The following is a 12,476-nucleotide window of genomic DNA, read 5'->3' on the forward strand; positions in this document are numbered from 1 at the left end:
AGGTGTACGCCGCCCCCGAAACGGAGATCCTGATGCGCGCACGAACACATGCCTTGAGGCGCGTCACGGGGGAAGTGCGAGAACAGTGGAACGTGCACAGGAACGCATCGCCGCGCGGGAGACGGACCGCCCCGCCGCGCAGGCCACACAGGCGGAGCCCGAGCTGGAACTCCTGGTGCACGGTGTCGGCGGCACCACCCCGGAGAAGATGCTCGACGACCCGCGCACCGTCCGGATCACCGGCGACGACACGGCCGCGGTCTTCCGGCGCGCCGATCACACCGCGGACGCCCCGGCCGGGCAGGGTCCGCACAGCGAGCCGGTGCAGGAGGCGTACGTCTGGTGCAACCTCACCTCCGGCGACGGCAGCCGCGCCCTATGGCTCCTCTTACTGCCCTTCATGGTGGTCAACCTCGCCCACTGGATGCGCCCCGCCGCCGACGGCCGCGGACGCACCGTGCGGTTCTACGGCCTCCTGGTGCGCCTGGCCGCCCTCACCCTCACGGTGCTGCTGGTGGCCGCGGCCTGCGAGGTCGCCCTCGACCTGGTCGCCTGGCAGTGCGCGGGCGTCGCCGCTTGCGCCCACCGCCACTCCTGGCTGGGCTTCCTCTCGCCGGCCGCCACCGATGACGGGTGGTGGAGCCTGCCCGGCCGCCGGCTCGCCCTGGCCGCGTCGGTCCCGGCCGCGCTCACCGCCCTGCTCTGGTACCTCTCGCACCGCACCTGGAGCGCGTACGAGTCCCACCGGCCGATGTCCCGCGACCCCGAGCCGGAGACCGACGGCAGCGCCCTCGCCCGGCCCGGCTTCTGGTACGGCCGGCGCCTGGTGGCCCGGCTGCGCGCGGCCCACACCGCGGCGGGCCTGCTCACCGTCGCCGCCGCGGTCGTCACACCCGCGGCCCGCTTCGACCACCGCTCCGGCGGCCCCGCGGCCCTGGACGCACTCAGCTGGATCCTCGCCGCGGCGCTGCTCGGCTGCGCGGCCGCCGTGGTGGGCGTGGTCTGCCGCCGGGGCCGCAGCGAGAACCGCCTCGACCAGCAGCTCGACCGCCACCTCGTACGCCGCCTGCCGCTCGGCGCCCTCGGCCTGCTGCTGCTCACCGTGCTGTACGCCGGCTGGTCCCGCCCCGGCTGGCGCTCCGCCGGGCGGCTGCCCGGGGACCCGGCCTTCGGCGGCCTCATGCTGGCCCAGGGCCTGCTCGTCGTCGTCCTCATCGTCGTCGCCCACGACCTGTACCGCCGGCACCCGGACCGGCACGCCGGGATGCGCGGCCTCGGCGGGCCGGCAGTCGCGCTGCTCGCCTGCGCGCTCGGCGGTGTCATGTCCGGCGGCGTCGCGCAGCGGGTCGCCGACTGGCTGGACGGCACCCGGGCCCTGCTCGACGGGCCTCCGGTGTTGCTGACCTGGCAGGCGTCCGCGATCCCGCCGATCCTCGCGGTGCTGCTCGCCGTCGCCGCCCACCTGGCCCTGCGCACCGCACGGCTCGCCCGCGCCGAACGCGACCGCGTACGCGACGAGCACCCCGGCGAGCCCGAGGACCCGTCCCGCACCCGCGCCATCGCCCAGGCCCGCGCCATGGCCACCCTGACCGACCGGGCACCGCTGGTCATCGCCGTACTCGCGGCCACCACCCTGCTGCTCGGCGCCGCCGCACTGGCCGGCGCCCTGGCCACCGGACAGCCCCCGGAAGGCGCGGCCCGGCGGACCTACGACGTCGTCCAGGCCGTGGCCGAGACCTCGCAGACGCTCGGCTCCTGGCTGGTCGGCGTCGGCTTCCTGCTGTTCGTCACCTGGGCCCGGCGCGCCTACCGGGACGCCTCCGCCCGGCGCACCATCGGCATCCTGTGGGACGTCGGCACCTTCTGGCCGCGCGCCGCCCATCCCTTCGCCCCGCCCTGCTACGCCGAGCGCGCGGTGCCGGACCTGACCTGGCGGATGGCGACCTGGACCCGGCACACCGGCGGCCGCCTGGTCCTCTCCGGCCACTCCCAGGGCAGCGTCCTGGCCGCGGCCGCGGCCTGGCAGCTGACCCCGTCCGTACGCAAGCGGGTCGCCCTGCTCACCTACGGCTCCCCGCTGGAGCGCCTGTACGGCCGCTGGTTCCCGGCCCACTTCGGCCCACGGGCCCTGACCGCCCTGCACGCCGACGTGGCCTGCTGGCGCAACCTCTACCGCCGCACCGACCCCATCGGCGGCCCCGTCCGCCTCCCCGGCGACAGCGGCCCGCAGGTCGACCACGAGCCCCTGAGGGACCCGCTCGCCTACGGCCGCACTCCCCAGCACCCGCTCCCGGCCCCGATCCTCGGCCACTCCGACTACCAGGCGGACCCGGCCTTCGCGCGGGAGAGAACCCGGCTGCTGGCCCGACTGCACCCGGACCTCCCGGGGCAGCGCCCGGTACCGGGGGCGCCGGGCTCTTAGGGCAGCTCCGGCAGGTCCTCCGCGTACAGCAGGGTCAGGTCGTCGGTGCTGGGGTCCGCCAGCTGCGCGACCCGGCTCGCATGCCGTTCCACCATCGCCTCGAAGGTCTGGCGCGCTGTACGGCCGTTGCCGAAGGCGGGGCCCTTCGGGATCGCCGTGAAGTACTTCAGCAGGGCCTCCGAAGCACCGGGCGCCAGCCGGTACTCGTGCTCGTCGGCCTGCTGCTCCACGATCCGGAGCAGTTCGTCGGGGCCGTAGTCGCTGAAGGTGATGGTCCGGGAGAAGCGGGAGGCCACACCGGGGTTGACAGAGAGGAACCGCTCCATCTCGGCCGTGTAGCCGGCGACGATCACCACCACCGCGTCCCGGTGGTCCTCCATCAGCTTCACCAGCGTGTCGATGGCCTCCTTGCCGAAGTCCCGCCCGGCGTCCTCCGGGGACAGCGCGTAGGCCTCGTCGATGAACAGCACACCGCCGCGCGCCCGTTCGAACGCCTCCTGGGTGCGGATCGCGGTGGAGCCGATGTGCTCGCCGACCAGGTCGACCCGGGACACCTCGACCAGGTGGCCCTTCTCCAGGACCCCGAGGGAGGCGAGGATCTCGCCGTACAGCCGGGCGACCGTCGTCTTGCCCGTGCCGGGGGAGCCGGTGAAGACCAGGTGCCGTTTGACCGAGGCCGCCTTCAGACCCGCCTGCTGCCGACGCCGGCCCACCTCGATCATGTCGGTCAGCGCCCGCACCTCGCGCTTGACGCTCTCCAGGCCCACCAGCGCGTCCAGCTCACCGAGCACGGCCTTCGACGTCCGGGCCGGCTTCTCCGGCTCGGCCGCGGCGACCAGCGGCTCCTGCTCCGTGGTGCGCTGCCCGGGGATCGCGCCGAGCAGTCCGGGCGAGGGGGAGGAGGCCTGTACGGCCGTCTCGTGGGCCGGCGGTGGCTTCAGGCTGCCGCTCTCGTCGCTCGTGCAGTCCTCCACGACCGGGCCCGTCCCGGCCCCCGTATCCGGCCCCGCGTCGGCGAACTCGTAACCGCCGCGCGCACACCGCTCCGTACGGCACTTCCTCAGCGTCGTACGGCAGCCGTCGATCACATGGAAGCCGTAGCCGCCGCTGCCGCTGACCCGGCAGTTCAGGAAGCTGCCCCGGCCGCCCGCGGACACATAGAAACCCGCCTCGGCCGGGGAGTCGACCGTGCACCGCTCGATGGTCGGGTCGGCGCCCTTGGTAACGATCACACCGGTCTGGGTGCCGTCCACAGTGCAGTTGCTGAGCGTGCCGCCGCTGCCGTGGTCGCGGAACCAGGCGCCGGTGGCGGCCTCCCGGATCCGGCAGTCGTCGAGCTGCGCGGTCGCGCCGTCGCTCACCGACACGGCCGTGTTGCGCACCTGGGACAGATCGCTGTCCACGACGTCCGCGCGCGAGCCGCGGTCCAGCACGAACAGCGCGTCCGGCACATCGTGCACCCGGCAGGACTCGAGCACCGCGGTGGCGCCGTCGCTCACCCACACTGCCGGATAGTCGCCGGTACTGTCGAAGATCTCGCACTGGTTGGCGTCCACCCGGGTGCCCGGGTCCCACACCGACAGACCGTTGCGCCCGAACTGACGGACCGTCGTCCGGGTCAGGGTGAGCACCGAACGGGAGCGCAGATCGACCGCGTTCTCCGGGATGTCGTGGATCCGGCAGTCCGCGAGCGTGAGCACCGCGTCCGTGTCGAGCGTGACACCGTCGGCCGTGGTGCGGTGCACATCGCAGTCGGTCAGGTGCGCCGTGGCCCGCTGGGTGACCTGCACCCCGGAGCCCCGGACCTCGTACACCTCGCAACCGACCGCCTCCAGCGCGGAGTTCTCGCCGGTCGCGGTCAGCCCGGTGCCGGAGGCGTGGTGCACCCGGCACCGCTCCAGGCGGGGATGGCCGCCGCCGCGGACCGCCACACCCGCCTGCCCGGCCGCGACGACCTCGCACTCCTCGAACACCCCGCCACCGCCGTCGAGGACGGCGATGCCGATGCCGGCCGGGTTGTCCACGGTGCAGCGCCGTACGGTCGGACGCGCCCCGCCCCGCACCTCGATGCCCGCGGCGGACCGGGTGACGATCCGCACGTCCATCAGCTCGGGCGTGCCCTCCTCCACCAACAGGGCGGGCGCCGCCGCGTCCTGACCCTCCACGTGCAGGTCCTGCACCACCGCGGAGGCCCGCACGGTCAGCGGCACCCCGTCCACGGGCGCGATCCGCACCGAGCCCGGCGATCCCTCCGGCCCGCGCAGGGTCACCGACCGCTGGACGACGAGGTTCTCCCGGTAGGTGCCGGGGGCGATGGTGAGGACGTCACCGTCGGCGGCGGCCTCCAGGGCTGCGGCGAGCGAAGCGTACTCACCCGTGCGGCGCCGCCACCGCGATGTACCGGTGTGCGTCACCTGGACCGTGCCCTGTGCCATGGCGTTGCTGTGCCCCCACCTCGTAGTACGCGGGTTTTGATGCCGAAGCGAGTCGGCCGGTCCACCGTAGCGTGCGCGCGGGTGGTGGGTTGACCAGAGACGGAAGGCCGTCAGCTGCCGGTGCCCGCCTTGCCCCAGTCCGGGCCCGCCCGGTCCCAGGCCTGGTCCCAACGCGCGTACCGGCGGCGGACCATGCGCCAGACGATCAGGCGCCGGCCGCTCTCGACCAGGCCCGCGGTCAGCAGGGCCGCGCCGAACCCGGCGAGCACCGCGTGCGTCGTCGCCGTGGGGGAGTCCAGCGGGCGGGCCGTTATTCGGCCGTGCGGATCCGTCCAGAGTCTGAAGTGGTCGCCCGCGTGCGGGGACTTGAGGTTCGCCAGGGCGGGTCCGTGCTGCCGGGTGCCGTCCGGTGCCGTCCAGTCGGCGACGACGCGGCTGCGGGTTTCGTGCGCGGCGCTGGTGTCGGGGTCGGTCTCCACCGGGGCGCTGCCCAGCCCGCGGACCACGGTGGCCGTGACCAGGTGGCGGGTGTGCTGCTGCTCCCGCACGGAGCGCTGCAGGGAGTCCTGGGCGGCCGCGCCGACCAGGCAGCCGATCACGGGCGCGGCCACGGTGACCAGCACCAGCGCCACGAGGGCCGCCCAGGCCTCGGCCAGATCGGTCGCGCGGCGCAGCGGATTGCGCCGCCAGCGCCACAGGCCGCGGATTGCTCGCACGTCCCCACCCCCATTCCGCTCCGTGACAACCCCCGACGGAGCCGCTCACCCCCCGGCCCGGGCTGGGAGAGAGCGAGATCACTCCTGGCCCCGGGCCTCTCACGCAATTCTCACGACGTCTCAACGACCGGGCCCCGCCCCTGGGTTCCCCGCCCGCCGGGCCGTTTCGCTACGACAGCACCCGCACCGGGTCCCCGACCCGGATCGTGCCGGGCGTGAGGGCCACCAGGTTCTGGCCGAAGAGCAGCCGGGTGCCGACCCTGCGGTGCCGTGCGAGGGTGCGCAGGGGCTCACGGCCGCGTACGGCGGTGTCCTGGTCGGTCGTGGTGACGACGCAGCGCCCGGAGGCCTTGGCGACCCGGAAGACCACCTCGCCGACGGCGATCCGCGTCCAGTGGTCCTCGGCCCAGGCCTCGGTGCCCGCGACGACCACGTTGGGCCGGAAACGGTTCATGGGCAGCGGGCCCTCGGCGGCGTCGTCGCCCTGGGCTATGAGGGAGTTCAGGGCGTCGAGGGAGGCGACGGTGGTGACGAGCAGGGGGTAGCCGTCGGCGAAGCTCACCGTCTCGCCCGGCAGCGCGTACTCGGGGTCGACGGGACGGCGGGTGGCCGGATCGTCCATGTGAACAAGACGGACATCGGCACCCAGATAGCCGGAACACCAGTCGTGAGCCGCGTCGGAGGCCGAAACCGCTTCCACCTTCGTGCCGAAGACGTGCGTCGGCACCGTAGCCGTCGGCTCCGGGACGGCGACCGTGAGCGGCTCCTGACCGGGCGCGGACAGAAGAACGCCGCCGCCGGGCACCGGCTCGGCGGCGGCCAGCGCGAGACGCGGCTGCTCGCGCTGTGTGACGACCTTCCCCCCGTCGTCGATCAGGGCCCAGCGGCGGTCTCCGGCCAGGCCCCAGGGCTCCACCACGGCTTCCCGGGGCGTGACACCCCGGAACGCCTTGACCGGATGGACGTGGATCGACTGCAGTTCGGCGTTCCCCATGACGCCATCGTGCCAGGTGGCACCGACAGCCGGGGGTGTGCCGGTCGGCAGCTGCGGTGCCGGCCGGTCAGTAGCCGCGGTACTGCTGGTTGTTGTACGGGTCCTGGTAAGGAGCCGGTGCGGGGCGCGGCGCGGCGGGGCGCATCGCCTCGTACCCCGTGCCGGCCGCCATCGGACGCGGCTGCTGCGGGGCCTGCGGGCCGGGATAGCCGCGCGGCGCGCTCGCCTGCTGCGGGATGTACGCCGTGGGCGCCTGCTGCAGCGGGGCGGGCTGGACCTGCGGATAGCCGTAGGAGGGGACCTGGTGGGACGGTGCCGCCGGGAGGGCGGGCAGTGCCGACGGCAGCGCGGGCAGGCTGCTGCCCGTGTCGTACGCGGCGGGGACCCGGATCGGGGCGATCTGCGGGGTGCCCCGCTCGGCCACGAGCGAGTCGTAGATCGGGGTGTCCGGGAAGGAGGCGGAGTAGTAGCCGCCGCCATAGGTGGAGCGGGGGGAGGTCATGGCACATAAGTTAAGCCCACGATGTGCTGGTTGGGGAGACCGATAAGAGGGTTGTTTTCCGTGTCGGCAGTGACTCGGGATCCCCAATCCGAGCGAACTTGGCAAAAATGGACGCCGTGCAAGGTTTGGATCGTGTAAATGCCGAGTTCCTGTCGGGTTACCGGCGGTTGACCGGCGATCTTCCTGTGCCGCTCATGGGAGTTCGCTGTCCCCGGGAATAGGTTGGGCGGGTAGGGATGATCCCGGGAGCCCGGGCAGGTCCGGGACGCCGAGACGCGATGGGGGCGGACATGTCAATGCCGAAAGGATCGAATGCGCCGGTGCCGACCGCGGCCCTGCGCGTCGAATTGGGCTGGCGCTCCGGACCCGGCGTGCCCGACGCGGACGCCTCGGCGCTGCTGCTAGCGACCGGAAAAGTTCGCTCGGACGGGGACTTCGTCTTCTACAACCAGCCCGCGCACCCCTCCGGCGCGGTCCGTCACGAGGGCAAGCGGACCGCCGCGGGGCGCGTCACCGACACCCTTTTCGTGGACCTCGCGCGCGTGGAGAGCGGGATCGAGCGGGTGGTCCTCGCGGCCTCCGCGGACGGCGGGACGTTCGGGCAGGTCCCGGACCTCTACATCGAAGTGACCGATGCCGCCGGTGGCGCGGTCGTCCGCTTCGACAGCCCCGGCGCGACCGTGGAGACGGCCTTCGTGCTCGGCGAGTTCTACCGCCGCCAGGGCGGCTGGAAGTTCCGCGCCGTCGGCCAGGGCTACAGCAGCGGACTCGAAGGACTGGCAACGGACTTCGGTATCACCGTCGACGAACCGCAGCACAGCGCGCCGCCTCGCACGGCCGCCGCACCGCCTCCGGTATCCCCTGCCGCGCCACCGGTCCCGCCTCCGGCATCCCCCGCCGTGCCACCGGTCCCGCCTGCGGCGACCCTGCCGCCGCCGACCACCGCTCCCGTTCCCCTGCCGCCGCCCCCGGCGACCCCTCCGGCCGCACCGGTCCGCCTCTCCAAGGTCACGCTCACCAAGGCGGCCCCGTCCGTCTCCCTGGCCAAGCAGGGCGGCACCTCCGGTGCCATGCGGGTCAACCTCAACTGGCAGGTGCGCAAGCAGTTCCCGGGCTGGGGCGGCCGATGGGGCGCCGGCCAGCGGGACCTCGACCTCGACCTGTGCGCCCTGTACGAACTCGCCGACGGCCGCAAGGGCGTCGTACAGGCACTCGGCAACGCCTTCGGGTCCCTGCACCGGCCGCCGTACATCCACCTCGACGGCGACGACCGTACGGGCGCCGTGGCGAGCGGGGAGAACCTCACCGTCAACCTCGACCACAAACAGGACTTCCGGCGCATCCTGGTCTTCGTCACCATCTACGAAGGCGCGGCCTCCTTCGGCGACCTGCACGCCACGGTCACCCTCCAGCCCCAGCACGGTGCCCCGATCGACTTCTCGCTGGACGAGTGCACGGTCCCCTCCACGGTGTGCGCACTCGCCCTGATCACCAACACCGGCGGCGACCTCGTCGTCCAGCGCGAGGCGCGCTACCTGGTACCGGAGCGCGGGGTGAGCCCGCAGCGGACCATAGACCGCGCCTACGGGTGGGGCATGAACTGGACCCCTGGACGCAAGTAGCCGGGTCAGCTCTCGTCGGGCACGGCGTCCGGACGCGCGTACGTGCGGCCCTTCCAGGCCGCCCCGCGCCCCCGGTAGTGCTGCACGGCGGAGTCGACCGTCATGAGCAGATAGAGGAACGCGATGAACGGCAGCAGCGGTGCGAGCCACAGCGGCTGCCCGTAGTAACGGAGCATCGGCACGTACGTCCCCGTCATCACCGTCCACGCCGCCGCGCCCACGACCGCCGTGGCCGTACTGCCCGCGACCGCGCCCGACACCACGGTCGCGGGCGGCACCAGGTACACCAGGGCGAGCCCGGCGACCGTGCCGAGCAGCAGCAGCGGGTTGTGCCGCAGCTGGGCGTACGCGCTGCGCGAGACCATCCGCCACAGGTCGTGCAGCCGCGGATAGGGGCGCACGCTGTCCACCCGGTCGGCCAGCCCGAGCCAGATGTGACCACCGCTGCCCTTCACCGCGCGCGCGAGGGCTACGTCGTCGATGACGGCATGCCGGATGGCGTCCGGGATCCGTGCCTTCTCGGCCATGTCCGCGCGCAGCAGGACACAGCCGCCGGCGGCCGCCGCCGTCCGCGACCCCCGCAGGCCGATCCACCGGAAGGGATACAGCTGCGCGAAGAAGTAGACGAACGCCGGGACCACGAGCCGTTCCCACAGGCTCTCCACCCGCAGGCGCGCCATCTGCGACACCACGTCGAACCCTCCCGTGCGGGCCGCCGCCACCAGCTCACGCAGGCTGTCCGGAGCGTGCGCGATGTCCGCGTCCGTCAGGAGCAGATATTCGGGGCCACGCGCGCGTGCGAGGCCGATGCCGTGCCGCACCGCCCACAGCTTGCCCGTCCAGCCCGCGGGTGGCTCGCCGGGGGAGTCCACCGTGAGCGGCAGCCCGCCGTGCCGCCGCGACAGCTCTCGGGCCAGTTCCCCGGTGCCGTCCGCGCTCCCGTCGTCCACGAGGAAGACCTCCGCCCGCCCCGGATAGTCCTGCGCGAGCAGCGACGGCAGACTCGCGGGCAGGACGCCGGCCTCGTCACGGGCCGGCACGACCACACAGACCGACGGCCATGCGGCAGGATCCCGACGCGGGGGCAGCCGGACATCCGTGCGCCAGAAGAAGCCCTGGCACAGCAACAGCCAGCACCAGGCGGCGAGGGATACGACGGCGGTCCACACGATCGCGCTCACGGGCGCAGTCTGCCCCACCGCACCGGCTTGCAAGGTCGTATCGTCTATCGTGGCCGGGTGAAGATCGCGCTCATGGACTCCGGAATCGGCCTGCTGGCGGCCACCGTCGCGGTACGGCGCCTGCGCCCCGACGCTGATCTCGTCCTCTCTCTCGACCCCGACGGCATGCCCTGGGGGCCGCGCACGCCCGAGGACCTCACCCGGCGTGCCCTGGCCGTCGCCGAGGCCGCCGCGGCCCGCCGGCCCGACGCCCTGATCGTCGGCTGCAACACGGCCACCGTGCACGCCCTGCCCGCCCTGCGCGACCACCTGGAGCCCGACATCCCGGTGATCGGCACGGTCCCGGCGATCAAGCCGGCCGCCGCCGGCGGCGGCCCCGTCGCCATCTGGGCCACGCCCGCCACCACCGGCAGCCCCTACCAGCGCGGACTCATCGAGGACTTCGCCGACGGCGTCAAGGTCACCGAAGTGCCCTGCTGGGGGCTCGCCGAGGCCGTGGAACACGCGGACGAGGCGGCCATCGACGCGGCGGTCGCCGCCGCGGCCGCGCTGACCCCGCAGGATGTCACGACCGTCGTCCTGGGCTGCACCCATTACGAGCTGGTGGCGGAACGTATCCGCGCCGCCGTCCAGCGTCCCGGTGCCGCACCGCTCGTGCTGCACGGCTCCGCCGGCGCCGTGGCCGCCCAGGCCCTGCGCCGAATCGGCGAGCAGCCCGCCCCCGAGGCCCCGGCCGAGGGCACGCTGACGGTGCTGCTGAGCGGACGCGAGGGCACGCTGCCCGCGGCCGCGCTGCACTATGCCGAAGGACGGCTGCTGCCGGCCGCCGGCCCGCTCGCCGACCGGCGGTGACCTGGGGCGGGCGCTTCCACGGGGTGGGCCGCCCGGCGCGGTCACCCTCTGCGAGCCGGTACCCGCGGAGCGAAACCTGAGTAACCTCATAAACATGAGGAAGCACCGCGACGCCGAGGACGCCTCGCACCCCGACGTGTGGACGGGGCGTGCCACCAACCGGGTGCAGTGGCTGCTGGCGCTGGGCGGCGCGGCCTGCATGGCGCTCGGCATCGTGCTGGCCGTGGACTCGGCCTGGACCTCCGGCGTCGCCCCGCTGGTGATGTCCGTCGTGGGCTGCATCGCCGCCGGTCTGCTCGTCCTCTTCGGCACGCTCGCCTTCGTGCACGTGGACCTCAAGCTCGACAAGGAGTGCGTCGAGGTGCGCTGTGGCCACATGGGCGTGCCGCGCCGCCGCATCCCGCTCTCCGAGGTCGCCGGGGCCGACTTCACCGCCCATGTCACCCCGCGCCAGTGGGGCGGCTGGGGCTACCGGTGGCGCCCCGAGAAGGGCACCGCGGTCGTCGTCCGCCGGGGCGAGGGCATCGTGCTGCGTCTGTGGGACGGCCACACCTTCACGATCACCGTGGACAACGCGGAAGCGGCGGTGCGGGCCATCAGGGACCGGCTGCGGACGATCACACCCGGCACCGCGCGCTGATGCCGGCAGGCTCGTTCGGGCACACCGAGTAGGCGGGCTCATTCGGGCACACCGAGACAGCAGGCTCGTTCGGGCACACCGAGAAAGCGCCGGAACACCGGAACGCCTCCCTACGGCTCCGGGTACTCGCCGGCCCACGGCCGAGCCGTAGCCCATCCCGCCAGGAGCCCCGCGCCCGCGGTCACCGTGGTGAAGCTCAGCGCGTTGCCGACGGAGGCGATGGCGGCCAGAGCGGTCAGGGCCGCGCCCGCGGTGAGGGCGACCGGTGTGGAGCGCGGGGTGCGCCACAGGGCGTACAGGGCCCAGCCGAACCCGGCAGCCAGCAGGAGCACCCCGACCAGGCCCTGTTCGGCCGCCTGCTGGAGCAGCGCCGAGTGCGGTCTGCCGTCGGGCAGCACGGCCTGTGGCGCGGTGTCGCTCAGCTCGCCGAAGCGGCCGGGGCCGACGCCCAGGCCCGTGTCCCGGCGGGCCAGCCGCAGCGCGTCCTGCCACAGCTGGACCCGGTGCGGGGTGAACCGGCTCTCCAGCGCCCCGGCGAGGCCGCCGGGCAGGGCGTCGGCGGCGACCGCCCAGATCGTCCCCGCCACCAGGGCCGCCGCGAGCGCGAGCCCCGCGATTCCGACGCCTCGGCGGGGCATGGAGCCCGCGGCGAGCGAGCAGAGCAGTACGGCGGCACTGGCCGCGCAGCCGACGGCCGAGCCCACTGCGGCCCCGGTCAGCACGATTCCGACGGCGAGCAGCCGCAGCCCGAGCCGCGACGCGGGCCCGCGCGCGGCCCAGGCGGCGCAGCACGCCGCGCCGGTGGCCAGTGCCAGCAGGGCGGCGGTGGCCCCGGCGTGCCCGAGCGGGGCGGCGTACCGGGGACCGGGGGAGAGGTCGGGCAGCAGCACGGCCAGCGCGAGTCCGGCCGCCGCGCCGGCGCAGGGCGCGGCCACCGGAAGCAGCGCCCCGGAGATCCGGCCCGCGGCGTAACCGGCGACCACGGCGAGTACCGCGAGCAGCACCCCCTCGGGCCGCCCGTCGTGGGCCGCCGCCGTGATCAGTGACCAGGCGGCGCACGACCCCAGCAGGATCATGCCCGCCCCGTCAGAAACGTTTCGTCTACCCCTGAA

Annotated in this window: 10 protein-coding genes; 4 read left to right on the forward strand and 6 right to left on the reverse strand. The window is 74.0% G+C overall.

Annotation, left to right across the window (positions count from 1 at the left end; all coding sequences use genetic code 11):
• Window positions 1-85: 85 nt before the first annotated feature.
• Window positions 86-2,422, forward strand: coding sequence for a hypothetical protein (locus tag BEK98_RS40890; protein ID WP_425276656.1), 2,337 nt, complete (start codon window positions 86-88; stop codon window positions 2,420-2,422).
• Here the strand turns inward: BEK98_RS40890 and BEK98_RS40895 are convergent.
• From BEK98_RS40895 to BEK98_RS40910, 4 genes are all read right to left on the reverse strand, one after another.
• Window positions 2,419-4,857 carry a right-handed parallel beta-helix repeat-containing protein gene (locus tag BEK98_RS40895; RefSeq protein WP_094221867.1) on the reverse strand — a complete coding sequence of 813 codons (2,439 nt, stop codon included), beginning with the start codon at window positions 4,855-4,857 and terminating at the stop codon, window positions 2,419-2,421. The two genes, BEK98_RS40890 and BEK98_RS40895, sit on opposite strands and share 4 nt — an antisense overlap.
• A 110-nt stretch (window positions 4,858-4,967) precedes the next feature.
• Window positions 4,968-5,573, reverse strand: a complete 606-nt coding sequence (locus BEK98_RS40900) for an Rv1733c family protein (RefSeq protein ID WP_094221868.1) — start codon at window positions 5,571-5,573, stop codon at window positions 4,968-4,970.
• A 169-nt stretch (window positions 5,574-5,742) separates the two neighbouring features.
• On the reverse strand, window positions 5,743-6,567 hold the full coding sequence (locus BEK98_RS40905; protein WP_094221869.1) for an MOSC domain-containing protein: 825 nt from the start codon (window positions 6,565-6,567) through the stop codon (window positions 5,743-5,745).
• Between the two features lie 67 nt (window positions 6,568-6,634).
• Window positions 6,635-7,069, reverse strand: a complete 435-nt coding sequence (locus BEK98_RS40910; protein WP_094221870.1) for a DUF6643 family protein — start codon at window positions 7,067-7,069, stop codon at window positions 6,635-6,637.
• A gap of 296 nt (window positions 7,070-7,365) precedes the next feature.
• Between BEK98_RS40910 and BEK98_RS40915 the strand changes: the two genes are divergently transcribed.
• Window positions 7,366-8,691, forward strand: a complete 1,326-nt coding sequence (locus BEK98_RS40915; protein ID WP_425276657.1) for a TerD family protein — start codon at window positions 7,366-7,368, stop codon at window positions 8,689-8,691.
• 5 nt (window positions 8,692-8,696) lie between these two features.
• On the opposite strand, the gene BEK98_RS40920 is transcribed toward BEK98_RS40915, so the two are convergent.
• Entirely contained in the window at window positions 8,697-9,872 is a 1,176-nt protein-coding gene (locus BEK98_RS40920) for a glycosyltransferase (RefSeq protein ID WP_094221872.1), read from the reverse strand.
• A 57-nt stretch (window positions 9,873-9,929) separates the two neighbouring features.
• Between BEK98_RS40920 and BEK98_RS40925 the strand changes: the two genes are divergently transcribed.
• Together BEK98_RS40925 and BEK98_RS40930 are read left to right on the forward strand one after the other, a co-directional pair.
• Entirely contained in the window at window positions 9,930-10,724 is a 795-nt protein-coding gene (locus BEK98_RS40925; protein WP_094221873.1) for a glutamate racemase, read from the forward strand.
• Between the two features lie 94 nt (window positions 10,725-10,818).
• On the forward strand, window positions 10,819-11,364 hold the full coding sequence (locus BEK98_RS40930; protein ID WP_094221874.1) for a hypothetical protein: 546 nt from the start codon (window positions 10,819-10,821) through the stop codon (window positions 11,362-11,364).
• 110 nt (window positions 11,365-11,474) lie between these two features.
• Here BEK98_RS40930 and BEK98_RS40935 read toward each other — a convergent pair whose 3' ends face one another.
• Entirely contained in the window at window positions 11,475-12,440 is a 966-nt protein-coding gene (locus BEK98_RS40935) for an O-antigen ligase family protein (RefSeq protein WP_094221875.1), read from the reverse strand.
• Between the last annotated feature and the right edge of the window lie 36 nt (window positions 12,441-12,476).

Origin of the sequence: Streptomyces diastatochromogenes (assembly GCF_002242805.1) — a bacterium.
Taxonomy (GTDB): domain Bacteria; phylum Actinomycetota; class Actinomycetes; order Streptomycetales; family Streptomycetaceae; genus Streptomyces; species Streptomyces diastatochromogenes.